This window comes from Flocculibacter collagenilyticus (genome assembly GCF_016469335.1).
GTDB lineage: Bacteria > Pseudomonadota > Gammaproteobacteria > Enterobacterales > Alteromonadaceae > Flocculibacter > Flocculibacter collagenilyticus.
The window spans coordinates 24,899-50,941 of the sequence record NZ_CP059888.1 but is presented as its reverse complement, the minus strand read 5'-3'; the positions used below and the strand labels follow the sequence as shown (position 1 = coordinate 50,941).

Annotated in this window: 25 protein-coding genes; 16 read left to right on the top strand and 9 right to left on the bottom strand. The window is 41.5% G+C overall.

What is annotated here, in order from left to right; all coding sequences use genetic code 11:
* Together HUU81_RS00210 and purE are read right to left on the bottom strand one after the other, a co-directional pair.
* Positions 1–561, bottom strand: a complete 561-nt coding sequence (locus HUU81_RS00210) for a Sua5/YciO/YrdC/YwlC family protein (RefSeq protein WP_199610195.1) — start codon at positions 559–561, stop codon at positions 1–3.
* A 90-nt stretch (positions 562–651) separates the two neighbouring features.
* Positions 652–1,161 (bottom strand): 5-(carboxyamino)imidazole ribonucleotide mutase, encoded by a 510-nt coding sequence (gene purE / locus HUU81_RS00205; protein WP_199610193.1) that lies wholly within the window; start codon positions 1,159–1,161, stop codon positions 652–654.
* A gap of 252 nt (positions 1,162–1,413) precedes the next feature.
* Here purE and HUU81_RS00200 point away from each other — a divergent pair, with 252 nt between their 5' ends.
* From HUU81_RS00200 to HUU81_RS00150, 11 genes are all read left to right on the top strand, one after another.
* On the top strand, positions 1,414–2,181 hold the full coding sequence (locus HUU81_RS00200; protein WP_199610192.1) for a helix-turn-helix domain-containing protein: 768 nt from the start codon (positions 1,414–1,416) through the stop codon (positions 2,179–2,181).
* Positions 2,182–2,258: 77 nt separating this feature from the next.
* The gene (locus HUU81_RS00195; RefSeq protein WP_199610190.1) at positions 2,259–3,434 is read left to right on the top strand and encodes a LuxE/PaaK family acyltransferase; all 1,176 of its coding nucleotides are present in this window, start codon (positions 2,259–2,261) and stop codon (positions 3,432–3,434) included.
* A gap of 81 nt (positions 3,435–3,515) precedes the next feature.
* Positions 3,516–3,884 carry an iron-sulfur cluster assembly scaffold protein gene (locus HUU81_RS00190; protein WP_199610188.1) on the top strand — a complete coding sequence of 123 codons (369 nt, stop codon included), beginning with the start codon at positions 3,516–3,518 and terminating at the stop codon, positions 3,882–3,884.
* 1 nt (position 3,885) lies between these two features.
* Positions 3,886–5,061, top strand: coding sequence for a cysteine desulfurase family protein (locus HUU81_RS00185; protein WP_199610186.1), 1,176 nt, complete (start codon positions 3,886–3,888; stop codon positions 5,059–5,061).
* Between the two features lie 3 nt (positions 5,062–5,064).
* Entirely contained in the window at positions 5,065–6,738 is a 1,674-nt protein-coding gene (locus HUU81_RS00180; protein WP_199610184.1) for a fatty acyl-AMP ligase, read from the top strand.
* Between the two features lie 24 nt (positions 6,739–6,762).
* A complete protein-coding gene (locus HUU81_RS00175; protein WP_199610183.1) occupies positions 6,763–7,038 on the top strand; it encodes an acyl carrier protein in 276 nt (91 codons plus the stop codon).
* A gap of 1 nt (position 7,039) precedes the next feature.
* Positions 7,040–8,104: a flavin-containing monooxygenase gene (locus HUU81_RS00170; RefSeq protein ID WP_199610182.1), complete on the top strand. Its 1,065-nt coding sequence runs from the start codon at positions 7,040–7,042 to the stop codon at positions 8,102–8,104.
* A complete protein-coding gene (locus tag HUU81_RS00165; RefSeq protein ID WP_199610181.1) occupies positions 8,101–10,437 on the top strand; it encodes an efflux RND transporter permease subunit in 2,337 nt (778 codons plus the stop codon). The genes HUU81_RS00170 and HUU81_RS00165 overlap by 4 nt, the downstream gene beginning before the upstream one ends.
* A 12-nt stretch (positions 10,438–10,449) precedes the next feature.
* On the top strand, positions 10,450–11,262 hold the full coding sequence (locus HUU81_RS00160) for an outer membrane lipoprotein-sorting protein (protein ID WP_199610180.1): 813 nt from the start codon (positions 10,450–10,452) through the stop codon (positions 11,260–11,262).
* A gap of 2 nt (positions 11,263–11,264) precedes the next feature.
* Complete coding sequence (locus HUU81_RS00155) at positions 11,265–12,473, top strand: hypothetical protein (protein WP_199610179.1); 1,209 nt, start codon at positions 11,265–11,267, stop codon at positions 12,471–12,473.
* Positions 12,474–12,511: 38 nt separating this feature from the next.
* On the top strand, positions 12,512–13,201 hold the full coding sequence (locus HUU81_RS00150) for a 4'-phosphopantetheinyl transferase family protein (RefSeq protein ID WP_199610177.1): 690 nt from the start codon (positions 12,512–12,514) through the stop codon (positions 13,199–13,201).
* Positions 13,202–13,260: 59 nt separating this feature from the next.
* Here HUU81_RS00150 and HUU81_RS00145 read toward each other — a convergent pair whose 3' ends face one another.
* The 4 genes from HUU81_RS00145 to HUU81_RS00130 form a co-directional block, all read right to left on the bottom strand.
* Positions 13,261–13,812, bottom strand: a complete 552-nt coding sequence (locus HUU81_RS00145; protein ID WP_199610175.1) for a DNA topoisomerase family protein — start codon at positions 13,810–13,812, stop codon at positions 13,261–13,263.
* Between the two features lie 100 nt (positions 13,813–13,912).
* A complete protein-coding gene (locus HUU81_RS00140; protein WP_199610174.1) occupies positions 13,913–14,386 on the bottom strand; it encodes a DUF494 family protein in 474 nt (157 codons plus the stop codon).
* A 312-nt stretch (positions 14,387–14,698) separates the two neighbouring features.
* The gene (gene dprA / locus HUU81_RS00135; protein ID WP_233520547.1) at positions 14,699–15,826 is read right to left on the bottom strand and encodes a DNA-processing protein DprA; all 1,128 of its coding nucleotides are present in this window, start codon (positions 15,824–15,826) and stop codon (positions 14,699–14,701) included.
* 94 nt (positions 15,827–15,920) lie between these two features.
* Complete coding sequence (locus HUU81_RS00130) at positions 15,921–17,045, bottom strand: LysM peptidoglycan-binding domain-containing protein (protein WP_199610172.1); 1,125 nt, start codon at positions 17,043–17,045, stop codon at positions 15,921–15,923.
* Positions 17,046–17,189: 144 nt separating this feature from the next.
* Between HUU81_RS00130 and def the strand changes: the two genes are divergently transcribed.
* Genes def through HUU81_RS00105 form a run of 5 tightly spaced genes read left to right on the top strand, consistent with a single transcriptional unit; the run spans position 17,190 to position 22,125 of the window.
* On the top strand, positions 17,190–17,708 hold the full coding sequence (gene def / locus HUU81_RS00125; RefSeq protein ID WP_199610171.1) for a peptide deformylase: 519 nt from the start codon (positions 17,190–17,192) through the stop codon (positions 17,706–17,708).
* Between the two features lie 19 nt (positions 17,709–17,727).
* Positions 17,728–18,675 (top strand): methionyl-tRNA formyltransferase, encoded by a 948-nt coding sequence (fmt, locus tag HUU81_RS00120; protein WP_199610170.1) that lies wholly within the window; start codon positions 17,728–17,730, stop codon positions 18,673–18,675.
* The gene (gene rsmB / locus HUU81_RS00115; RefSeq protein WP_199610169.1) at positions 18,672–19,976 is read left to right on the top strand and encodes a 16S rRNA (cytosine(967)-C(5))-methyltransferase RsmB; all 1,305 of its coding nucleotides are present in this window, start codon (positions 18,672–18,674) and stop codon (positions 19,974–19,976) included. The genes fmt and rsmB overlap by 4 nt, the downstream gene beginning before the upstream one ends.
* Positions 19,973–21,349 (top strand): Trk system potassium transporter TrkA, encoded by a 1,377-nt coding sequence (gene trkA / locus HUU81_RS00110; protein ID WP_199610168.1) that lies wholly within the window; start codon positions 19,973–19,975, stop codon positions 21,347–21,349. The genes rsmB and trkA overlap by 4 nt, the downstream gene beginning before the upstream one ends.
* A gap of 35 nt (positions 21,350–21,384) precedes the next feature.
* Positions 21,385–22,125: a hypothetical protein gene (locus tag HUU81_RS00105; RefSeq protein ID WP_199610167.1), complete on the top strand. Its 741-nt coding sequence runs from the start codon at positions 21,385–21,387 to the stop codon at positions 22,123–22,125.
* Between the two features lie 21 nt (positions 22,126–22,146).
* On the opposite strand, the gene HUU81_RS00100 is transcribed toward HUU81_RS00105, so the two are convergent.
* The 3 genes from HUU81_RS00100 to pepQ form a co-directional block, all read right to left on the bottom strand.
* The gene (locus HUU81_RS00100) at positions 22,147–23,598 is read right to left on the bottom strand and encodes a TrkH family potassium uptake protein (protein WP_199610166.1); all 1,452 of its coding nucleotides are present in this window, start codon (positions 23,596–23,598) and stop codon (positions 22,147–22,149) included.
* A 136-nt stretch (positions 23,599–23,734) separates the two neighbouring features.
* Positions 23,735–24,358 carry a YigZ family protein gene (locus HUU81_RS00095; protein WP_199610165.1) on the bottom strand — a complete coding sequence of 208 codons (624 nt, stop codon included), beginning with the start codon at positions 24,356–24,358 and terminating at the stop codon, positions 23,735–23,737.
* Positions 24,359–24,461: 103 nt separating this feature from the next.
* Positions 24,462–25,781: a Xaa-Pro dipeptidase gene (pepQ, locus tag HUU81_RS00090; protein ID WP_199610164.1), complete on the bottom strand. Its 1,320-nt coding sequence runs from the start codon at positions 25,779–25,781 to the stop codon at positions 24,462–24,464.
* Between the last annotated feature and the right edge of the window lie 262 nt (positions 25,782–26,043).

Genomic DNA, 26,043 nt, shown 5'->3' with positions numbered 1-26,043 from the left:
TTAATTCCTAATAATCTTTCCAGATGTAGCGCAAACAATTTGGCTTGGCTGAGAGTTACTGCCAACAGATTCATTTACCACCATATTTACCTCGTTACCAAATAAAGCAATCGCTTGGTCAGCACTCGTTACTGGCTCTTCGCCCGCTCTATTTGCACTGGTAGATACAATTGCATTACCAAACTCATTACAAATACGCTTAACGGTTGGATGGGTAGTCACTCGCACTGCAATCGAGTCAAACTGCCCAGTTAACCATTTAGGTGTTGAAGGTGCAGCTGGTAATAGCCAAGTCGTGCTGCCCGGCCAACGAGAAAAAATATCTGCACGCTTATCAATAGGAATACGTTTGTCGTCTACATATTTAATCAGTTGAGAATAATTATCAGCAATTAAAATTAATCCTTTTTCAACTGGACGTTGTTTAATCGCTAAAATACGCTGCACAGCAAACTCATTATCAGGATCACAACCAAAACCAAATACCGCCTCTGTGGGATATGCGATCACGCCTCCATCATGAAGCGCCTGCACTTCTGGAGAATATGCCGGATTATCCATCCATTATTCCTTAAACAAATTGAACTTAAATATGAGTATAGAAGGATAGAGCCTAAGCTCTATCCAAAAAGCGAAGTTAACTAGGTTAACTTATAGAGACTTGAGTTTTTCTTGAAGTGACTGGTCTTTAGCAATAACCGCAGCAGCATTTGCTTGGCGATCTTCTTTAACTCGTTGACGTAATTCAGCATCGCCAACTGCTAACATTTGCGCCGCTAAATAGCCCGCATTCTTTGCACCTGCTTTACCAATCGCAACAGTTGCAACAGGTACACCACCTGGCATCATTACTGTTGAAAGTAAGGCGTCATGACCTTGTAATGGACCAGCGTCAATTGGAACACCAATTACTGGACAAGTCGTGATACCAGCAACGGCACCCGCTAAGTGTGCAGCTAAGCCTGCAGCACAGATAAATACTGCACAGCCTCTTTCTTCTGCTTGGGTAACATATTCGTGTGTTGCTGCTGGAGTGCGGTGAGCGGAGGTGACTTTAACTTCGTAGTCAATGTTAAATGATTTTAACACTTCTAACGTTGATTTCATTACAGGAAGATCTGAATCAGATCCCATTAATACTGCTACAAATGCGTTTGCCATCGTATTCCTCAATAAGTGAATGAAAAACTGGCGCTATTATAACCGTATTTGCAATTAAAATCGTAGTAAAATTATGCATAGTTTTTGCTTTTTAGCATGAAATAAATCATGCGTAAGTACCTAACAGGTACAAGTAATAGCATAAATTAACATAGAAAGAAGCGCTCCAAATACACAACGAAAGTGGTTTCCATTTTGTCCAACCCCTATGCTACTATATTTTTCTGTAACAACTTTTTAATAAGTCTGCCTATGAATAAACATGGATGTATAGAATTAAAACCTAGCGTGTGGATTAAAGACAGTATCATTCTTTTTTACGGTGCCGCATTAGACGCTGAAAAACATCAACATCACGCAATTCAAATTGTGTGGTCAACCAAAGGTGCAAAATGTGAATGGCCTGAGGGTAAACTGTCTGGAAGCTTTATCATTGGTTCACAAGTCGAACATCAACTTCAGCTCAAAGAAGGCTGGCTATTATTGGTAGAGCCGCAAAGTATTTTAGGCTTATCGTTACAGCACTTACTTGATACGTCCCCAGTAATTTCAATTAATGATTTAGTAACCCACTGCCCTGTTCCAGTTAATCCTATTATCGATCCAATATCAGCCATCACCCCGCTATTTGAACAGCTCAATTTGCCTTTAAATTTTTCAGTCGATAGTAGTGAAATTACGGATAAACGCATTCAAAAATTAATGCAAAAGTTAAATTTATGTTTAGTTGGCGAGTGTCAAAAACCTGCCAATTGGCGTGCAGCTAATGTCGCATCGGAATTGTGTTTATCAGAAAGTCGCTTTTTACATTTATTCAGACAACAAGTCGGCATCGCTTGGCGACCTTATTTAAGATGGCGTAGGTTATTTTGCGCCAGTAACGCAATTGCCCATGGCGCCTCCGCCACAGAAGCTGCCCACAGCGCAGGTTTTTCGGATGGTGCACACTTAAGCCGCACCTTTAGATCAATGTTCGGTTTATCCATCACACAAATTAAAGCGCTTCTTTTTAAAAAGTAGCAAGTTTGTTCAAGTAAAAAAATGATCAACCATTAGAATCATTGTTTCTTAATGTTTGAAGCAATGGATTATTTTCAATGGAATTACACAACATATTAACACAAGCAGGGCTTGATCCTGTTAAAGTCGCGTTATCGTCAGCAAAGCAACTTTATGCAATGCCTGAATCTCAATTATTAGAGTTTAAATCTTCTCTTATCTTTGAGTCCTTTCAGTTTCATTATGCTAATAATGCGTTTTACCGTGCCGCATGTGATGACAAGAATGTTACCCCAGAAATGATTACGTCGCCTGATGACTTAATCAAGCTACCATTAATCCCAATTCATCTGTTTAAAGCGAATGATAATCACAAACTGTTATCTAAAAGTCTGAAAAATGTTGAATTAGAAATGCGTAGTACTGGTACCTCTGGTATCCCAAGCGTATCTCGTCGCTGTTCAGACACAGTAGACAACGTTATTTTAGGCATTTATGCCATGTATCGTGAGTTTTTTGAAATTTCTAAGGGCGCAGGCTTGTACCTTTGTCCATCTAATGAAGAAATTCCAGAAATGGGCATGATCAAGGCGCTTAACCTAATGGCAGGGTTATTAGATACCCATAAGTTTATGGTGAAAAATGACAGTTTTGCACCTGAAGATGCCCTTGAACAATTGTCAGTCTGGGAAAATAACTTTGATCGCCACATTATAGGTCCTCCATTTTTAATTAATCGTTTTATTCGTTTCTTAAAAGCGACTAATCAAAAAATCAAACTAGATAAAAATACATTAATTATCACGCTAGGTGGCTGGAAACGCTTCAGTGGCGAAATGTTATCTCGCACCGAGTTTAACAACGAATGTATGGAGTATTTAGGTGTAGAAAAGCATCAAATACGTGACATTTACGCCTTAGTTGAGTCAAACGTGGTAGCGATTGATGATGAGCAAGGCGTTAAGCATGTGTCACCTTATATCCATTTTTCAGTACGTGACCCTAAAAATTTAGATAAAGAAGTAGCAATCAATGAAGTGGGCCAATTAGCCATACTTGATCCGCTTTCACGCTCAACGCCTGGCTTTATCCTTACTGAAGACTTAGTACGTTTATTACCAAAATCAGAGAATGACCCGCGCAGTGGTCAAAGAGTTGAATATGTTATGCGTTTACCAGAGTCAACCGAGTTCGGTTGTTGTGCAGTAAACCTAGACAAACAGCTTGATGATAATGAAGAACAACACGCAGGCGCCTGCCCAGTCGTCGCGTAATTTCTCTCCCTGCCTAATCAGTGCTCAGCCGCTAAGGAATGTAGCTGGCACACTGATTAGATAACGCATAAAGGTAATAAAATGTATAACGATATTATTATTGATAATTTTTCAGATCCTCGAAATGTAGGTGACTTAGAATCCGCAGACCATGAATTAGAAATCGGTAACCCGGTATGTGGTGATCGCATCAAGGTTCAATTATCTGTAACAGATAACCTCATTAATAAAGCGGTATTCAGAGCGTGGGGATGTGCAACGTCAGTCGCAACTGCGAATATCTTTTGCCGTTCCATTGAAGGCCAAACCGCAACCGAAATTGCACAAAGACAGCCACAAGAAATTGAAGCAATGCTCGGTGAGCTTGAACCGTCACAACACCATTGCCTACATATATTATCTGAACTTCATGAGAAGCTGACTGCGCAATTAAACGTTGGAGCGGCTTAACATGGATCAACAACATCTCTCAGGTTATTTTGATTATAACGCAACCACGCCCATTTCAAATGAAGTAGCAGAATCAATGATCCCGGCGATCACACAGTTTGCTAATCCTTCAAGCAGTAATCGTTACTCTATGCTGAGTAAAAAAGCAATTACCGAAACTAGAAACAACGTTGCTCAACTACTGAATACAGATGCAAATAAAGTCTTTTTCACTTCTGGCGGTTCTGAAGCTAATAATTGGGCTATTAAGGGTGTTTTATTTAAGCATACCGCTAAGCCGGGTCATATAATTACAACCGAAATCGAACATGCTTCTGTACTGGATACGGTGAACTACTGCGTCAGTCACTTTGGTTTCGAAGTAACTTACTTAAAGCCGAATGAGCATGGTGTTATTAACATTGCCGATGTTAAACAAGCCCTGAGAGATGATACACAACTGATCACCATTATGTACGCCAACAATGAAACCGGCGTCCTGCAACCTATTCCAGCAATATCCGCACTCGCAAAAGAACATAATATTCCATTACATGTCGATGCCGTGCAATTCGTCGGTAAGCGCCGAGTCGATGTTGAAAGCTTAAATGTAGATTACCTATCGCTCTCTGCTCACAAATTTTATGGGCCTAAAGGTATTGGCTGCTTATACATTAAGGATGCGAAAAGCATTATTCCGCTTATTCATGGCGGCGGACAAGAGCTGTCAATGCGCTCGGGAACCGAGAATTTAGTCGCAGTCATTGGCATGTCTAAAGCCGCTCAAGAAGCGTCTTTACATGTTGAACAATGGGATCAAGATAATTGGGCTTGCAAGCAACATATGATGACGTTGCTTAAATCCGCACCAATACAGATTAAGTTTAATGGCACCACAGCTTACCAAGACGCCCTGTCAAACACCCTTAATATTTCAATTAAAGGCATTCGTGGTGAAGCACTTGCCGCGCGTATGGAAATAATACATAGCTACATTATTTCTATCGGCTCTGCGTGCAGTAATAACAAAACAAAAAATATATCTCATGTATTAAAAGCCATGAGTATGGATGAGGATGATATCCAAAGTTCGATTAGAGTGAGCTTTGGCCGGTTCACCTCACTGGAAGATGTAGAGAAATTTGTAACAACCTTAGTTGCTGAAGTGCAAAGGCTGTTAGCAATAAGTGAGGGATAATTTATGCTGCAAACCTACTCATTATTAATGGATGCCATTAGTGATCATGCCAAAACACAACCAGAACAGCACGCCTGCATTTTTCAGCCAAGAGGACTCGAAACGGCCGAACTGTTAAGCTATCAAGAATTACATGATGCCGTTCAGCGTAGAGCACAGTTACTAATTGCTTTAGGCTACCAAGGGAAATCGCTAGCGCTACTTTATCCTGCTGGATTTGATTTTATTGTTAACTTTCTTGCTTGTTTATTGGCAGGAGTGGTTGCCGTTCCACTGAATGTAACCCGTAATGCACAGCAATTTGAGCGCACCATTAACATCATTGAAGACGCCAATGTCAAAGCCATTCTCACCACCCAAAGCACGAAAATATTGCTGTCAGAGCAATTGGCACAATTAAAGTCAGTTGAGCAGCAACAACTCATTTGGATAACTGAGCTCAATGCAACGCAAGATATTTCACCTTTACCCAACATTCAACCTAGCGATATAGCCTTCATTCAATATACGTCTGGATCTACTAGTGCCCCGAAAGGAGTAATGGTAAGCCACGGTAATATTGTGGATAACATGGAAGCCATTCGTAGTGCGTGCAACCATCAAAAAGGTGTTGTTACTGGCGGTTGGCTACCACAATTCCATGATATGGGATTAGTTGGCCACATGATGCATCCTTTGTATATGGCGGGCACCTACGTGTTCATGCCGCCAATGAACTTTATCCAACGCCCTAGCCGTTGGCTGCGCTTAATTGCACACTACAAAATTGCGTGCTCTGCCTCACCTAATTTTGGTTACGAGCATTGTGTTAATTTTATTAGTGAAAAAGAAGATTTATCCGATCTTGATTTAAGCTGTTGGAAAGTGGCACTTAATGGTTCAGAGCCAGTTAGCGCACACACCATGTCGGCGTTTTCTGAAAAATTCAGCCGCTACGGTTTTAATCCTGCGTCTTTCTTTCCTAGCTATGGCATGGCCGAAACTACGTTATTAATTTCTGGCGGCCCCACTCAAAGTGGTGTTAGTACAGTGACTCTTGATAAAGAGCAATTGTCGCAAGGCAAGCTATGTGAAGCCGATTCAGGCGTTAAAATCGTTAATTGCGGCGCTATCGCGCCAGGTTTTAACGTTAAAATTGTACACCCTGAAACGCGTCTACAATGTCAGCAGGATGAAGTGGGTGAAATATGGGTATCAGGCAATTCAGTTGCACAGGGCTACCTTAATAATTCAGCCAAAACCGAGTCTGACTTCCACGCTCAATTCATTCCTTCTGATGGCAATCGTTATTTAAGAACAGGCGACTTGGGCTTTGTTCAAAACAATATGCTTTACGTTACTGGCAGAATTAAAGAGCTACTCATTATTCGAGGTCGCAATTTATACCCTTATGACATCGAGCGTACTTGTAACACCTACCAGCACGCCTCAGGGGGGAATGGTGCGTCGGTGTTTACATACGAACAAGACGCAAAAACAAAACTTGCCGCTATTGTTGAGATCAAAAAACGAGTGCTAAGCACCGCCAATGAACAAGAGCTCGCAAACGATATTAAAGCACTGGTTAACGAGCAACATGAAATATCACTCGACAAATTACTGATTGTAAAACCCGGCACTATCCCTAAAACCACCAGCGGTAAAGTAAAACGTTCAGCATGTGCGGAACTGATTTAAATTCATATTTTTAAGGAACAAGTTGTGAATAAAACATTTTCAAAAGAAGAGCTTATTACTGAGATAACAGATTACATCGCCTCAAAAATTGAAGGCTTTTCGTTAGAACAACATATTGATACTTCGTTTTCTCGTTTAGGGTTAGATTCAGCTGGGCATGTTCAGTTAACTACCGTTATTGAAGATTACATGCAAATTGAAGTTGCCCCAACATTGGCGTTTGATTATCCAACAGTTAATGCATTAGTGAATCATTTAACTGAAAGCTCAACCCCTAATTTAGAGAAGGTGCCTTCATAAAATGCAAGTTCTGGATACTGTCATTATTGGTGCTGGTCAATGCGGTTTATACACAGCCAAACAATTACAAGATAAACATATCGATTATCTGTTATTAGAGCGAAACACCATTGGTCAAGTATGGGAGCAACGATTGTCAGGTTTACGCCTGTTCACTTCACGCCAATTTTGCCAGTTACCAGGACTTTCGTTACCGGGTTCACAAAATGGCTTTCCTGAAGCAAGTGAAATGGGCAGGTACCTAAAATCATACGCTAACAGGTTTAAGTTACATGTCCGTGAAAATGCAAAAGTAAGCGCATTAACCAAGCAAGCAGAGCTGTTTTTGTTAACGCTTGAAAGCGGCGAACAAATATTGGCTAGAACGGTGATTAATGCTACGGGCTCAAATCAAACGCCAAACGTGCCGCAAATCAGCCAGCAGCTATCTGATAGCGTCATACAGCTTACAGCGCAAATGCCGTCCCTAGATCTCGTGCCCAATAACAGCAATGTCGTGGTGGTTGGGGATGGTGCGTCGGGCAGACAAATTGCTGGCGGCTTAGCCAAACGCTGTCGTGTCAGCTTAGCGACAGGCACAAACAGAGGACTGCCTCCCAACAAAGTGTTGGGTAAAGATTTGTTTTGGTGGTTAAAAAGCTTGGGAATTTTAGATGCGGGCAATTCAACGTTAGTTGCCAAACTTCTTAAAAAACGTAATCCCGTTCCATGTGCAGACTTCAACAACAAGCAGTTAAAAAAGTTAGGTGTGGCCATCAAGTCAAGACTACTTAACTGTGCAGGTAACACGCTTAGCTTTGCTGATGGCAATGTCGAAGACGTTGATATGGTTATTTGGGCCACTGGATACAAAGATAATACAGAGTGGTTAAAGCTTCCCCATTGCATGGATGAAAATGGCTTTATTCATAGCCAAGGTAAAACACCTGAGCCTGGCTTATTTATTATTGGGCGCAAGTGGTTTAGCTGTCGAGGTTCAGAGCTAGTGTTAGGCGTTGCCAAGGATGTAAACCATATTGTGTCGCTACTGGAGAGCCACATGGAAACACAAAAGGAAATGGTATGAAATATAAAAATAACGTAGCTTGGCTATTAAACTCAACGGTAAACCGTTGGTTACTTTTAGTCGCAATGGTGTTTACCTTGATATCGATTGTTGGCCTCAAAAATATGGGGCTTTCTAGCGACTACAAAATCTTTTTTGATGATGATGATACTGATTTACAAGTATTAGAAACGATGGAGAGTACATACAGTACTACCGACAACATCTTCATCATGATAAAACCAAAGCAATCTGATATTTATAACACCGACACCATAAGCTTAGTGTATCAATTTACACAAGCTTTATGGCAAGTCGCACATGTTTCTCGCGTCGACTCGCTCACCAACTTTCCATATAGCCAAGCTCAAGATGATGACATCATGATTGAAGAGTTCGTCTATGAGCCAGAGCAAATCACGCCAGCACATATTAAATACATTAAAAACGCGGCAAATAACGAAAGAGACTTAGTTGGTAATTTAATCACTAAAGATGGCCAATATACCGCCATCAATATAACCACCCTACTTCCTGGAATCAATCATAAACAAGAAACACTTGCTGTTAGTAGCGGCATAGCACAAATTTTAGACCAGCTAAAACTTGATTACCCTGAACATGAATTCTTTGTTACGGGTTTAGTGTCGATGAACAGTGCATTTTTCACGGCAGCCAAACGCGACTTTATGACACTTATTCCGTTAATGATCGTATTTGTTTTAGTCGCAGCCGGCGTTATTTTAGGCTCGGCAAAAGCAGCCAGTTGTATTCTAGCGGTATTGTTATTATCATTACTTGGCGCATTAGGTTTAGCTGGCTGGCTTGGTATTAAGTTATCCGCCCCTTCTATTTCAGCACCTATTATTATGTTCACCGTAATTGTTGCGTCCAGCATCCATATTATCAGTTATGTAAAAAGAGAATTGATGCAAGGCAAGCAGCAACATCAAGCTATTCTGTCGTCATATCAGCATAATGCTAAACCTATTATTGTCAGCCACCTTACCACTATCATTGGCTTTTTGGCGATGAACGCAAGTGACTCTCCTCCGTTTAGGGACTTAGGCAACATCGTCGCATTTGGGGTGATGTTCTCTTTGCTACTGTCATTTACTCTGTTACCCGCGTTACTGATGAAACTCACGTTATCGAACAGAACCAGCTATGCCGTAAAGGTATTTAATAACATGGGCTGGCTGTCAGCATTTGTTATCCGTAAACAAAAGCAAATCCTGTTTATTGTGGTGCCATGCACTTTAGTGTTCGCAAGTTTAAGCTTATTAAACCAAGGTAATGATGACTTAATAAAATACTTCAATAAATCTGTTCCTTTTAGAGCCGAATCAGAAGCCATTGATAAACAATTCTCTGGCCTATACAACATTGGCTACTCGATTTCGAGTGGCGAAAAAAGCGGTATATTTGCCGTTGAATACCTGAAATTTATTGAAGACTTCGATAATTGGTTAATGCAGCAACCCGAAGTTGTTATTACTACCAGTCCTTTACATCGCATAAAACAGCTCAACCGTTTGATGAACAGCGATAACCCTGAGTTTTATCGCATTCCAGACAGCCCAACAATGGCAGCCCAACATTTTCTGCTTTATGAAATGTCATTACCTTTTGGTAAAGGCGTAAACGATATGCTCAGCTTTGATAAATCCGCGTTAAAGCTGACTGCCAGACTACGTAATAGTAGCTCCATGGAAATGATAGCGTTTGAAAACAAAGTAAATAATTGGTTAGAAGCGAATAAACCAGCATCAATCAATTATAGCTACTCAAGTCCATCATTAATTTTTTCACACATTGGCCAAAGTAATATCGTCAGTTTACTGCAAGGTGCCTTCATCGCGTTTCTTGTTATCTCTGTTGCATTAACATTTGTATTTAGATCGCTGTATGTAGGCATGTTAACGCTCATTCCAAACTTACTACCAGTAGGCATGGCATTTGGTTTCTGGTACTGCGTACAAGGCCAGATATCAATGGGGTTGGCTGGTGTATCAGCCATGGCGATCGGCATTATTGTGGACGATACCGTGCACTTTTTATATCAATATATTAATGGATTAAAGCGCGGCCTAACCCCAGAACAAAGCGTCAAAAATACCTTTGAACACACCATGAGTGCCATTGTGATCAGCTCCATTCTTTTGGTAGTAGGTTTTATGTTGTTGTCGACGTCATCCTTCGAGAAGAATGCGCAAATGGGACTGCTAACCAGTGGCACTATCATATTGGCATTACTCTTCGACCTGATCGTGCTGCCAGTACTCGCAATGCGTTTTATCCGTAATGTGCCTGTTACGCTGCCTCAAAACCAACTTGTTAATAATCCAAATTAGAAGCGAAATATTATGAAATTCAATACATTCAGCCTATCGCTAGTCTTATTACCATTAACCGTATTTGCCAACCCCGCACAAGCAGAGCCAGATACGGCCAAAAAAGGCTATAACATAGCCGTTGCACTAGATACCCGAGACGCAGGTTTTCAAGATAGCAGTGCAAAACTGTCTATGATCTTAAAAAATGGTCAGGGCGCTGAAACGGTAAGAGAACTCGATATAAAAGTGCTAGAAAATACGGATGATGGCGATAAATCCCTGATCAAATTTGATTTCCCCGCTGACATCAAAGGCACCTCATTACTTACACACCCACTAAGAACTAAAACCGATGACCAATGGCTGTTTCTGCCAGCGGTTAATCGTACCAAACGAATATCATCTCGCAATAAATCTGGGGCATTTATGGGCAGCGAATTCTCGTTTGAAGACATGACCAATAAAAATGTTGAAGATTACACCTATAACTACATTACGACTGAAGCATGTAGCGATACCACAAACAGTACAATAGCATCTCAATGCGATGTCATTGAACGATTCCCTGTTGATAAACATTCAGGCTACAGCAAGCAAAAAATGTGGATTGAGCAAGCCGATAAGAAAATCTACAAGATAGAATACTACGATCGTAAAAGCACCTTACTAAAAGTGTTTACGGCTACTGACTTTAAGCTGTATGACAACAAGTATTGGCGTGCAAACAAAGTCGAAATGCACAATGTACAAACCAATAATGCAACGGCGCTAGAATATAGTTCCATTCAATTCGCGTTAGGTTTGACCGACAGAGAATTTCATCGTAGCTCATTAGGGGAGTAGCTTTGTTACTTTCTAATTCAAAAAAAGCATTAACGGCCACCACTCTTTATCTTGCTATAAGCAGTGCTGGCTTTAATGCACCTTGCTTTGCGGCCGACTTACTTGACAACATCAGCGTAGACTTAGCCACAACAGGGCGTTATTACTTTAATGCAGAAGATAAAAACCAAACGGTAAACAACCAATTTAGTAAAGGGATAAAGGCTGAAGCGAAGTTTAGCCATAAGTTTGAACATGCAAAATTCAACAGCCAAGTATTTGCCAATTGGAACGATGCTGACGAAGCGCGTCGCTATATCGATATTCGCAAAGCCAACCTATATTTCCGGAAAAACGATTTCACTTTTGGTGCGGGGGTAGACACCTTCTTTTGGGGCGTTTCAGAGTCCATTAACGTGGTCAATGTAATGAATCAGTCCGATTTAATGGAAAGCCTAGACGGTAAAGTGAAATTAGGTCAAACATTTGTTTCGGTCAGTAACCGCTTTTCAAACGGCGACATAAGCTTTTATTATTTACCCGAATTTCGTGCCATTACCTTCCCAGAACGCCCTTCTTATGGCTTACCGATTGCTGATCATGATCAATATGAAGACGATAAAAAAGACGGCGGTTTTGCAGCACGCGGCTTGTTTTATTATGACCAATTTGAGTTTGCCGTATCCTATTTTAAAGGCACAAGGCGGTCACCTATATTAATGCGCCAATCCCCTTCGTCCCCCCTACTTACGCCGTATTATCTGCAAACCGAAAACATGATGTTTGATGGCGTGTATTTAAGTGAAGACTTTACGCTAAAGCTTGAAGCAAAAGCAGGTAAGGAATTAAATAACGGTTTTACTACCGCCAATTTAGGTATCGAATACCCAAGCTATCTATTTGCTGATTATATTGAAGAGGTTACATTTATTGCTGAATATGTTTTTGATGACCGCAAATTGACCGCTGAAACACATGGCCAAAATGATCTGTTTATTGGTGCAAAATTTGATTTTGGCGATACCAATCAAGGCCGCGTACGCTTTCTATACAGTTATGATTTTGACTACAGCGGACAATATGCAGAATTAAGCTACCAATATCGCCTTAATGATTATGTTAGAGTGAAAGCAAAAGTCATGAAAGTGCTAACTGCAGAGCCAACTGATCAGCGCTTGTATGCATTAACAGGTGAAGAATTTGCTAAATTTAGCCTTCATTATGCTTTCTAAATCATAGATGTTTTCCATATAACAGGCAGACACGTTTAATGATGAATCCATCCGTTGCTTATTTTCACCAACAAGATTTCACCATTAGCAGAGCAGAGCTAGCTATTCAGAACCAGCAAAGCTTCTTGGATAGATTGTTGCATGAGCAGTTGTATTTACCTTCTAGCATGCAACACGCACTGCTAAAGCGACAATGCGAGTTTATGGCAGGCAGATGGTGTGCTGTGCAAGCGATGAAACAAGTTGGCTTAAACCACATCGTGCAACCTTGTATAGGCCAAAATAACGAACCGATTTGGCCGGCCAATGTGAACGGCAGCATTAGCCACACCGACGAGACTGCAGTGGCTGTGGCGATTCGACCAAATAAGCCATCTAGGGGAATTGGCATAGACAGAGAGAATATACTGGCTTCTGAGCACGCAGAAAGATTTGCTAAAAAAATTATGTCACAAAAAGAGCGAAGCCTGTCTGATCACATCAGTGATAATGCTTTATTTGTTACTATTGTATTTTCCAGTAAAGAAGCCTTATTTAAAGCCATGTTCCCTCAAATACGCCGCACTGTTGACTTCAGCGTTGCCCAATTAAGCCATATTGATACTACAACACAAACATTAGAATTAACGCTTTCACAAACGTTAAGTGAACAATTACAACAGGGTCGTCAGATTACCGTTTCGTATAGCCATATCGCAAATACCATTGAAGCATGTACCATTGTTTAATTTGGCTTTGCGGCTAACGAGGTTTGTGATGAAGTAAGTAAACCTAGAGGGCGGCCTGACTATATTGGTGATTTATAGTCACATTGTTTCTGCGGACAGATAAGCCGCTTACCTGATGCACCTTTTTTCTCAACTAAAATTTTCCAACCACACTCTGGACAGGTTTGTGCGACTGGCGGGGTATTCACGACATACTTACATTTAGGATAGGCGTCACAAGCAAAAAAGCTTTTACCGTATTTATTAGCTCGCTGCACTAACTGACCTGCTGAACACGCAGGGCAGGCAACTCCTTCGTCATCTGTATGCGCTAAGTCAGCCACATAAGTACATGCTGGAAACGCTGTGCAGCCAATAAATAAACCAAAGCGACCGCTTTTAACCGCCAGTTGTGATGTGCAACCAGGGCAGGATAAATCTAATAACTTAACAGTATGTGATTGGTTTTCATGTGTTGCTTTAACATAAGTACAGGACGGATATTGACTACATCCCCAAAAAGGGCCATTTTTACTGTGTTTTAGCACTAGCGCGCCATCACACTCAGGACAGTTGGACGGTGCTTGCGGTTGCTCACCAGTGTTAAATAAATCGCTATCAATTTTACTCACAATACGCTCCGCACATACACTCATCTTGGCGCATTATGACACAGCCGTACAGTTTCGTCCTACACCAGTGTAGGTTTATGGCTAAATAATAAGAAGGCCGCTAATGCAGCGGCCCTTCTTGTTCATCAAATATTAAATCTTCCATTTGCGCATAAGCAGACTCCTGCCCCGGTACATTAAACAGCACCATCAGCACCACCCACTTTAAATCATCTAAACTGATAAATGGTGAGTCAATCTCCATTACCCGATCAATGACCATTTCCCGCGTTGCAAAGTCAAGAACATTGATTTGTTCAAGAAACAACAAAAAACCTCGGCATTGGCAATCTAACCGCAACATTTCTTCATCGGTATACACACGTATAGACGCTGAACTTGCTTTAGTTAAATAAGGCTTTACATGGCTTTCTTGTAAATCGGCCAATTTTTCAAGCCAAGCTAATGCTTTATAGATTTCATCTTTATGAAAACCTGCCTTCGTTAGCTCGTCGGTTAAATCATCTTGGTTTACAAAAATGTCCGCTTCGCTATGAATATAGTTTTCAAACAAATACATGAGGATATCAAACATGGTAAAACCCTCCTCAACTTATTATTATGATAGCTAACTAACACTATCAGAAAATGCCGCCCAGTTTCTTGGCTAAGATTAAACGCAACGCTTAACACCTGTTCCAATGGCAAAGTGCGCTGCCAATCAAAACATCGACAAGAAAGGCGTCAGACTATGGTTTGGTTACCTATATTGATCAGCCAGCCTCCTCTTTCAATGTCGTTTTATTCTATTTCTATATATAGACCGTTTTTTAAAAAAAATCTTACTTCTAATTATATATCGGCGTAATTTTTTTTACTTTAGCACGACATCAGTGGGCCATCTCATTTAATTAACGCGTACATAGCCACCCGGGACTGCCTGAATTAATCCTGATAACTCTAACTCCATCAACTTAATCATAACAATATCAATACTTTGCTGATAGCGGTGGGCAATTAAATCTGTCGGTGTTACGTCATAATCGATCTGCGCTAATAATTTTGCATCATCAGCATTGACCTGGTTGCTTGATTTAGTGTCTTTCTGCTCATTCACATCAATGTCTAAGGCTAAACTTGCCTGCAAAGGCTGAGGCGCAGTTAAGGGAAGCTCTTCTAATATATCGTCTACACAGGCCACTAACTTGGCACCTTGCTTAATTAAATGATGACAACCTTGTGCTAAAGGATTCGTTATTGCGCCAGGTACGGCAAAGACTTCTCGGTTCTGTTCAAGTGCCAACCTTGCAGTAATCAGCGAACCACTCTTAACGGCAGCTTCAACAACCAGAGTACCCAAACTTAACCCTGCAATGATGCGATTGCGCCGCGGAAAGTTTTCTGGCTTTGCTGGTGTATTCGGCACAAACTCTGATATTAGTGCGCCCTGCTCCATAATTTGTTGCGCTAATCTCTGATGACGTTTCGGGTAAATATTATTTAGCCCAGTTCCCAATACTGCTACTGTTTGGCCAGCTCCCGCTAACGCCCCTTTATGTGCAGCGCCATCAATTCCCATTGCCAAACCGCTGGTCACTACCCAATGCCGATGCGTAAGTTCTTTTGCTAATTGATGCGCATTATTTAAGCCTGACGGTGTAGCACTTCTTGCGCCCACGATTGCAACTTGCGGCTGATGCAAAACGTTTGGATTACCAGCAACGTACAAAATAAGTGGCGGATCACTCATTTCCTTCAATAACGCAGGATAGGCGTCATCAAATAGGGTAATGGCATAATGCTGACTCTGCTCTAGCCAACTAAAAACAGTATTGAGATAGGCCTCATTTGGCCGATGTAAACGAGCAACTTGGCTTTCACTAAGTCCAAGCTGCAATAACGCGTCATTCGGCATAGCAAACAGTGTGTCTAACGAAAATCTAGACAACAGTTTGAGTAGCCCTTTCGTGCCAAGCTTAGGAAGTTGTTGAAGGATGAGAAGTTGACGTAATACGTCTAAATGTTGATTTGCCACAGACATTCCTTGTTGTCGCAGGTGTGATATAAAACAGCGCAGTAATTACTGCGCTGTTCGTGTTTATTTTAATTTACGCCGATTTTAGTATAAATTATGGGGTAATTACTTTATCGCCCACACGCACAGGTCTGTACGTATCCATTACCATGGCATAAGCAATTTTCTCGTACACTTTAAAAACCATCAATTCACCTACTTTTTCTCTAGGCATAATAACGATGTCTTCTTTAGTGTCTTCTAATACCATTTTTAACGGTTTTTTCGTTTCAGCGAGTAATTTGTCAAACTTAGATGAATCTTCAGCGTATTTAGGCCCATTCAAGGTTTTGATCACTTGCGGTGATTGACGCACAATATCCAGCATATGCCCAGCCTTCATATCTTGCGCTTCACCTAGGTTAAGAACTACCACATCCATTTTGCTAAATTCACGTAACTTTGAAGTGGATGCAATAATACGCCCTTCTACATTACTTTCTGGGCTGCGCATTGAGAAAAATGCAGGTAAGGTTTGCCCATCAGATGCAGGTAATAATTTATCGCCCGGTTTAATTTCTTTACGCACACTGGTTACGGTTGCCGAGGCAGGAATATTCTTATCGATATTGCCCGAACGAAACGCACGCAGTGTGCCAACAAAAATCGCTTCGCGGCCTAGTTCAACATCAGACTGATAATCGAAGTACGGCTCACCTTCACGATATATTGCATATTGACGGCCTACTTCTAAATCACCATTCACATACACAGTACGGTCCATCACAATATTCTTATGACTTTCATCGGCACCTAAAATGTAAGGCAACTCTGATACGACCACTTCATCAATAGACTGTTCAAAGCTTAAAAATGGACGGATCATATTTAGCGGCAAAGTAGGTACGGCTAAATCTTTTTTATGAACCTTGCGTTGTACAGGCGATAGCTTTTTCATGTTTCGATTGATCACAAGCATCGGCACGCCGTCTGCGTCATAAATCAATGAAATGGTATCACCGGGATAAATTAAATGTGGATTTTCAATTTGTGGGTTTAGGCGCCATAACTCGGGCCACTTCCACGCATCTTCTAGGTAGATTTCAGAGATGTCCCACAACGTGTCGCCTTTTTTAACAACATAGTTCGCTGGCGCGTCTTCTCTAATAGTTAGTACATCTGCCACAGCTTGGCTAGAAATTAGTAATGCGGCTAAAAATGCACTAAATCGTTTAACCATGCTAGCTTTCTTGAGCCTCTTGTTCATTATTTTTTCGTTCTTTTTCTGTTTAATTGGCTTTTAATCTATTATTAGCGACTGTAAATGGCTAAAATTGAAACATAACATATCTGTTAAATTAAAGCATGTAAATTAAAGGTCAAAATGGCAATACTAGAAGTTTTAAGATTCCCAGATGAAAGATTGCGCACCGTGGCGCAGCCTGTAACTGAAGTGAATGATGAAATCCGTCAAATAGTGAAAGATATGTTCGACACTATGATGGATGAAAATGGCATCGGCTTAGCAGCTACGCAAGTTGATATTCATCAGCGCATTGTAGTGATTGATGTGTCTGAAGACAGAGACGATCGACTAGTACTCATTAATCCAGAAATAACTCATAAAGAAGGCACAACCTGTAGTGAAGAAGGCTGTTTATCAGTGCCTCATTCTTACGCTAAAGTTGATCGCGCCGAACGGGTATCTGTTACAGCGCTGAATGAGCAAGGTGAAACCTTCTCGTTTGACGCAGACGGTCTTCTGGCTATCTGTATTCAACATGAATTAGATCATTTAGTTGGCAAACTTTTTATCGATTACTTATCTCCGCTTAAGCGCGAGCGTATTAAAAAGAAATTAGAAAAAGAAGCGCGCCTTCAAGCCAAAGCGAATCGTAGTTAATCAGTCATAAAGGTTTATTTTGTCTAATCCATTAAAGATTATTTTTGCTGGCACCCCTGATTTTGCAGCAAAGCACCTTCAAGCACTTATTGATTCAGAACATCAAATCTGTGCAGTTTATACTATGCCCGACCGCCCCGCTGGACGGGGTAAAAAACTTCAAGCCAGCCCGGTTAAGCAACTTGCACAAGAGCATGACTTGCCCGTGGTTCAACCAAGCAGTTTAAAGTCTGAAGAAGCGCAACACGCACTGGCTGCGTTTAACGCTGATCTGATGGTTGTTGTTGCGTATGGGTTAATTTTGCCACAAGTGGTATTAGACACACCCAAATATGGCTGCATTAATGTACACGGTTCTATACTTCCTCGCTGGCGTGGTGCAGCTCCAATCCAGCGCGCCATTTGGGCGGGTGATGCTGAAACAGGTGTCACCATTATGCAAATGGATGCAGGGTTAGATACCGGTGATATTTTACATATTGCCCGCACACCTATTGAAGCCACCGACACCAGTGCAAGCATGTATAACAAGTTAGCAGAAATTGGCCCGAGGGCTTTGCTCACCTCACTGACCTTAATTGCTGAACAACAAATTACCGCGACACCTCAAGATGACAAGCTCGCTAATTACGCTGAAAAATTGTCAAAAGAAGAAGCGTTATTAGATTGGAATAAATCCGCAGCTGAATTAGAACGTGAAATCAGAGCGTTCAATCCGTGGCCGATGTCTTACACTAAGCTTGATGAACATAACATTAAAGTGTGGCAAGCACAGGTTATTGATGAGGCACATAATGCAGCACCAGGCACTATTCTTTCTGCCACAAAACAAGGCATTAATATCGCCACTCAACAGGATGTACTGTCAATTACTTCATTACAACCCCCTGGTAAAAAAGCCATGTCTGCACAAGACTTTATCAATGCGCGCGCCGAATGGGTAACACCGGGCAAGGTGTTAAAATGAATGTAAGAGCACTTGCTGCTAATTGTTTATTTCAGGTTGTCGATAAAGGCCAATCGTTAAATGATGCGCTCCCTCAGGCACAACAACAATTAGCTTCTAGTAAAGATAAAGCGTTGCTTCAACATATTTGCTATGGCGTATTACGCTGGTTACCAAAATTGGATTATGTAACCAATGAATTAGTCAGCAAGCCATTAAAAGGCAAACAACGCCTATTTCAATTCTTATTGTATGTGGGTATTTATCAACTGGCGGAAATGCGTATTCCTGCACATGCCGCCGTGGCTGAAACCGTTAAAGCAACAAAACAACTTAAAGCGCCGGGGTTAAAAGGCATGATCAACGGCGTATTACGTAATTTTCAGCGCCGTGAACAAGCCTTATGGCAAGCAGAACAAGCGAGCCCTGTGCTCCAATACGCACACCCAAACTGGTTTATTAAACGCGTTCAAGCCGCTTATCCTGAACAATGGCAACAAATCTTAAGCAATAATCAGCAACAAGCACCGTTGTGGCTAAGAGTAAACGAACAAGTACAACCGCGTAATAGTTATAGTGATCAGTTAAATGAGCTGAATATTAAACACACTGTATCTGAAACAGCATCACAAGCCATCTTACTAGATACCCCTATTGATGTGGCTAAACTGCCTGACTTTGAGCTAGGCAGTTGCTCGGTACAAGACGCAGCGGCACAACATGCGGCATTATTATTAGATGCTCAACCGCATCACAATGTACTTGATGCCTGTGCGGCCCCTGGTGGTAAAACCTGTCATATTTTAGAGCTCACCCATGATATAAAAATGACAGCAATTGATAGTGACGAATCACGCCTCAGTCGGGTGCTTGAAAATCTACAGCGATTAAAACTCACGGCAAACACCATCTGTGGTGACGCGAGCCAACCGCAACAATGGTTTAATGGTGAATTGTATGACCGCATTTTGTTAGATGCACCTTGCTCTGCAACGGGTGTGATTAGACGTCATCCAGATATCAAATGGCTTCGTAGAAACAATGACATTGCGGAATTAGCGGCACTACAACAAAAAATATTGCTCGCACTATGGCCAACATTAAAACCAGGAGGCATTTTACTGTATGCCACCTGTAGTGTATTACCAGAAGAAAACCAGCAACAAATCGAGCAATTTTTAGCAAGCCAAACCGATGCCGAGTTATTACCTATTGCTTATCAACACGATCAACGAATTGGCTGGCAAATTTTACCTGGCGACAATAATATGGATGGCTTTTATTACGCCAAACTACACAAAAAAATTAACGAAACTAAATGAAGATAATCATTCTCGGTGCTGGGCAAGTAGGTGGCACACTAGCGGAAAATTTGGTCGGTGAGCAAAACGATATCACGATTGTTGATATTAACGCTGCACGACTAAACGAACTGCAAGACAAACTCGACCTTAAAACCATTAACGGTCACAGCGCGCATCCCAATGTTTTGCGCCAAGCAGGTGCCGAAGATGCCGATATGATTATCGCCGTAACCAGCAGTGATGAAGTTAATATGGTAGCTTGCCAAGTGGCCTATAGCTTATTTAACACACCCTCGAAAATTGCACGTATTCGTTCAGAGGCATACCTAGAGTACCGTCATCAACTGTTTCATAATCACGAAATGCCGGTGGATCACTACATCGCGCCTGAGCAGCTAGTAACGCATTACATTAGACGCTTAATCGATTACCCCGGCGCATTGCAGGTACTCGAATTTGGTAACGGCAAGGTGTCATTAGTGGCTGTAAAAGCCTATTACGGTGGCTTATTAGTGGGCTATGCCTTATCAGCATTGAAAGATCATATCCCTAACGTTGATACGCGTGTTGCCGCAATTTATCGCCAAGGCCGCCCCATTAAGCCTCTTGGCACCACTGTAATAGAAGCGGACGATGAAGTGTTCTTCGTGGCTGCCACCAAGCACATTCGCGCGGTAATGAGCGAACTGCAAAAGTTAGAACAAAGCTACAAGAACATTATGATCGTCGGCGGCGGCAACATAGGCTGCGGATTAGCAAAGTCATTAGAGCAACAGCATAAAGTCAAATTAATAGAGCGCGACCAAAATCGAGCAGAATCACTCTCTGAAACGTTAAACAATACCTTAGTTTTTTGTGGAGATGCGTCGGATCAGGAACTATTATCAGAAGAGCATATTGAACACGTTGATGTTTTTATTGCAGTAACCAATGATGATGAGGCAAACATCATGTCTGCGATGTTAGCTAAACGCTTAGGCGCACAAAAAACGATGGTGCTGATTCAGCGCACTGCTTACGTTGACCTTATCCAAGGCGGCGAGATTGATATTGCTATTTCGCCGCAGCAAACCACTATTTCCGCACTGTTAACCCACATTCGACGCTCGGGCATTGTTAACGTGTATTCATTACGTAAAGGTGCTGCAGAAGCCGTAGAAGCAGTTGCACATGGTGATGAAAACACCTCAAAAGTCGTCGGGCGCACGATTGGAGAAATCAAATTACCTCCTGGTGCAACAATTGGCGCAATTGTACGTGACAATGAAGTGTTAATCGCGCACGATAAGACCGTCATTGAAGAAGATGATCACGTCATTTTATTTTTGATTGATAAAAAATACATTTACGAAATTGAAAAACTCTTTGCTGTTAGTGCAATATTTATCTAGTAGTCGACATTTAACGTATTATTTGCAACGGAATTATGAATAAACATAACAGTAATATTAAACAAGCCATACACACCTTACAGCAAAACACTGAACGATTTACTGACCGTTATGTTGTTACTTGGGTAGGCGTAATTTTACTGTTATTTATTATTGGTGCTGGCTTTGCCTATTTCAGCGGCAACCAACAACAACAAAATAAAGTGGCAACACTTGAACAAGCACTGAAACAAACTGAAGACTTAAAACAGCTTGCCACCTTACTTCCAGAACTAAATAAAACCCAACAACAAATCGCGCTTAGCAACGAACAACGCCAAGAATTGACCATGTTACGTGAACAAGTCTCTACCCTTCGTAACCGCGTAGCCGCCTTGACCACAGAGCGCCAACAAGAAGTGGCTAGTAAGAATAATGAAATAAATAATTATTTAGGTGAGGTTGAGGCGCTAAGAACTGAAAACGAAAAATTGCGTCGACAACTATCTGATTTAGAAACGCTTGCTGCCCATCAAGAAAACCATATTAACCAGTTTGAACTCGGCGAAAACGATTCCATTACCATGATAGAAGGCATTAATAGCCGTTTTGGGATCCGAGAAATCGGCACCAATTTAGTAAAAACATACAGCGGGAATGCGCTTTATTTTATGCGTACTGCACAAACCATCACGCTTACGGTTAAGCCGTATTATCGTTGCCAAGTAACACTAAATAAAATTGATGCCGTAAAAGGCACCGCACAATTTGACTATAGCTGCCGCATTAGCCGTTAGCACAGTCGTCCCATTTGCAGACTAAGAACGCCAAAATGCAGGTGTAAATAACACCAATAGGGTAAACACTTCCAGTCGGCCAAATACCATCGCCAGTACTAAAATCCATTTACTGGAATCTGCAATATCACCATAGTGTGCAGCCACTCCTGCCAAGCCCGGCCCCAAGTTATTTAAACACGCAGCCGTTGCAGAAAACGCCGTCATGTTATCCATGCCAGTGGCTAATAGAGCCAACATGATCAACACAAAGACCAGCGTATACGCAGAAAAGAATCCCCATACCGCTTCAACCACTTTATCCGGCAAGGCTTTTGCGCCTAATTTGATGGAAAAGACTGCGCGTGGATGCACCAATCGGTTCAGCTCTCTTACCCCTTGAAGGTATAGCAGTAAGATACGCACCACTTTCATGCCCCCACCCGTTGAACCAGCACAACCACCAATAAAGCTAGCAAAAATAAGTAAGATGGGAAGGAATACTGGCCATTCTGCAAAGTTTGCTGTTGCAAAGCCTGCTGTGGTGCTAATTGATACCGCCTGAAACACGGCATCATCTAATGCCTGCTCGCTAGTGTCATAAATGCCGCTATTTAGTAGCACAACAAAGCATAATAAAATTAAGGATATTTGAATGCCCATAAAGGCTTTAAACTCAGGATCACCTAAGTAAGTTTTAATACTACGATGATTTAATGCCGCGTAGTGCAAGGCGAAATTAACCCCTGAAATTAATAAAAACACCACACAAATAGCGTTAATCACAGGGCTATTAAAGTGCCCAATACTGGCGTCATAATTTGAAAAACCACCAATCGCAATGGTTGAAAATGCATGACAAATTGCGTCAAATAAATTCATCCCTGCCGTCCAGTATGCACCGGTACACGCAACCGTTAACGACACATAAATATACCAAAGGTGTTTCGCCGTATCCGCGATACGCGGCGTCATTTTTGAGTCTTTAATGGGGCCTGGTGTTTCTGCGCGGTACAACTGCATGCCACCTACACCAAGCATAGGTAAAATAGCTACCGCAAGTACAATGATCCCCATCCCGCCGAGCCATTGTAGTTGTTGACGATAAAACTGGAATGATTTAGGTAAATACTCAATCCCCGTTATGACCGTCGCCCCAGTGGTGGTTAAGCCAGAAAATGACTCAAATATGGCGTCAGCTAATGACATGGCAGGCTGATCTAAAAATAAAAAAGGTAACGAACCAAAACTACCCAGCACCACCCAAAATAGCACAACAATCAGAAAGCCTTCTCGCGCCTTTAAGTCTCCTTTTTGGTTTCGATTGGGATACCAAAACGCAAGACCCGTTAGCACGCTAAGAATAAAAGCAATAACAAATGGTAATCCGCCGCCATCTTTATATATAAGCGAAACAATTGCGGGTGGAACCATCGACATACTAAATAGTGCAACCAATACACCCAAAATTCTAATTATGGTACGAAACTGCATAGCGTTTGACTTATTTTCCAGATGTTGGAGACATGACGGGTAAAATTCCCTTTGCTGTGGCAAAAAGTATATAAGGGATTGAATATAAATAAAACTGAATTAGTAAATCAGATGGGTTTCTGGCTGCGCGTTGAACTTATTTGTCTAGCTCAGTAAAAGAAACACGCCCAGCCGTTGCATTATAAACCTCATCAATAAACGCTGTTACTTTGCGGCTTTGAATGGCAACCTCAATCGTAATTTGCTCAGCATAATCAACCTTTACCAACTCGCCTTCGTATTGAGCGATAATATGTTGCACAACTGAGTTATCATCATAATTTACATGACATGATAGCGTAGTAAGTACCCACCTCTCTTTTCGATTAAGCAGTTTTAGTGCCGCACCAGCACAACCTCCATAGGCTCTTGCCATGCCACCGACACCCAGTTTAGTGCCGCCAAAATAACGAGTGATAACAATGGTAATTTCGCCAATATCAGCCCCTTGTAATGCATTGAAAATAGGCCTACCCGCTGCGCCCGCAGGCTCACCATCATCACTAAAGCCATATCGCTGTGAATCATTGGGTCGGCCTGCAATATGCGCCCAACAGTTATGAGATGCATCAGGGTGCTTTGCTTTTATTTCATTAATAAATGCTTTGGCGTCCTGTGGGGTTGGCGTGTGCGCTATATGAGCAATAAATACACTGCGTTTTACTTCTTCTTCGTGGATTAGCGGTTCTGCAGGCACAAAATATGGTGTTAAATTAGACATGTTAACTTAATGAGTATGATGATTGAATGACGCTTATTGAAAGCGCTACAAGCAAGATGCGCGGTAATCACCTGATCACCGCATTAACGTTATTCGGTAAGGTTTACCCTAGCTTTAAATCTCGTGTCATATTTTCATTGCGCTCACGGTGCACAATAATATTATCCTCAATACGGATCCCACCATACTTACGGAACTGATCGACTTTTGCCCAGTTAATGTATTTGCTTTGTTCAGAGTCTTTCAGTACGGCGAGCAAACTATCAATAAAGTACAAGCCAGGTTCAATCGTAAACACTTGATTAGGTTCTATAATACGTGTGGTACGTAAGAACGGATGTCCTTCTGGCGGCGCCATGTGCGTGCCTCGTTCGTCAGCCATAAATCCGCCCATATCATGTACTTGCAAACCTAAATGATGGCCTAGTCCATGAGGGAAGAAGGTTGATGTGATTTTTTGTTCAACAATGGCATCGGCATCAAGCTTCACAAAATCAAAATCTTGTAGCACTTTTGCAATGCGATTATGCGCTTCAATGTGCAAATCACCATATTTTAAACCCGGCTTTAAGCCATCACACAATGCCAGTTCAACGTCTCTCATGGCGTTAATCAACTCGGCGAACTCATCATCTTTAGCAGAATACGTACGGGTAATGTCTGCCGCATAGCCATGGTATTGCGCACCTGCATCAATTAAAAATGAACGACTTTCTGAAGGCGCTTGTTTGTCGCGCACCATGTAATGCAAAATTGAACAATTTTCATTTAGTGCAACAATGTTGCCATACGGGGTTTCTTCATCACCATGCAAAATAGCCTGGTTATATGCCACATTAATATCGTATTCCGAGGCACCTGCTAAAAACGCACGCTTTGCCGCAGTGTGCCCCAACACAGCAATACGGTTCGCTTCACGTAAACACGCAAGTTCATACTCTGTTTTATAAGCGCGATGAAAGTGCAAATAGTTAAGTACTTCTTCTGGATTAATTTGTTCAAACCCTAATGCTTGCGCTACTTCAATATATTCACCAAGGTAGGCTAAGCCCGACTTATCATAAGGTAATAACTGCTCTACCTGATCCGCTTTCTCTAGTAATTGAATATCAAAAAAGTCGGCCCAAAAGTCATTAGGCTCGTCAGGCACTTTGTGCCAGAAATCTTTTGGACGATAAAAAATAAGTTTAGGCTTTGCTTCACCGTCTACCACAATCCAGCAGTTTGGATTGTCAATAACAGGCAGCCATGCCTTAAATTGTGGGTTCACTTTAAACGGGTAGTCCATATCATCTAAAAACTGTCGTTTAGCTTGGCCAGAATGAATAACTAAACCAGTTAACCCCTCGCGGCGCAGTACATTTTTAACCCTAACTTGAAGTTCGTTGATGTGATCATGATATAGCGCAATAATCGTTTGCATATCCTGCCTCGTTAATAGTGAACAATGATGACGATGGTATCATACCCAATCTGACAAACCAGCTATCCACCTTAAATTATCTTGTTAACCTGAACTTTGGATAACGAGTACTGCAACTATATGATATTAATCTAAATTCATATTTTTAGCTCAAAATAGTTAGTTTTAGTGCTTATCAAGGCAGTTTTACACGTCAGTAGCTTGCCTATTGCAAGTAAAACTAACGCAAAGAAGTGCAAAAATAACGGTTTTGAGCGGTACT